The organism is Pseudomonas sp. KB_15 (assembly GCF_052114525.1).
Lineage (GTDB): Bacteria > Pseudomonadota > Gammaproteobacteria > Pseudomonadales > Pseudomonadaceae > Aquipseudomonas.
Window position 1 is genome coordinate 1 of the sequence record NZ_JBFREX010000182.1, and the last position, 488, is coordinate 488.

The 488-nt window shown below is 68.2% G+C and carries 1 pseudogene; it reads right to left on the reverse strand.

What is annotated here, in order from left to right:
- Positions 1-408, reverse strand: a pseudogene (locus AB4Z35_RS30350) (hypothetical protein); the annotation flags it as partial.
- Positions 409-488 lie beyond the last annotated feature (80 nt).

Here is a 488-nt window from a genome sequence, read left to right on the forward strand (position 1 = left end):
GCTCTGTTCCTCGCCCTGCGGCGGCTGGCCACGGCGCGGCGGGGTCGGCCCACCCGGTGCGCCCGGCATCGGCACGCCGAAGAAGCGACGGAAGAACTCGGCCATCTCGTCGTCTTCGGGCGAATTGCCACCACGCGAGCGGATGCGCTCGGTGGTCCGGATGTTGACGACGGCCGGGCTGGCCTTCTCCACCAGGTCGGTGAAATCGGGCAGGTTGTAGTTCGAGGCAGCCGCCTGGGCATGCCCCACCTGGGCAACAGCCGGACCCAGCACGAGCATGGCAGCCATGACCATGGTTCGCACCAGGGCTGGGGATTTGGAAATCATCGACAACTCCCGGGAGATCAGCGAGAAACGGATGCCTTGCCGGACGTCGGAGCCGATCGACCCCGCAAGGCGGAACTTCAAGCGCTACTGGCCTGCACCAAGCGGCCGGCCCGGGGTTCGCTGCCCCGGCGCCAGCGCGCTCATGCGCTCAGTGTACCGTC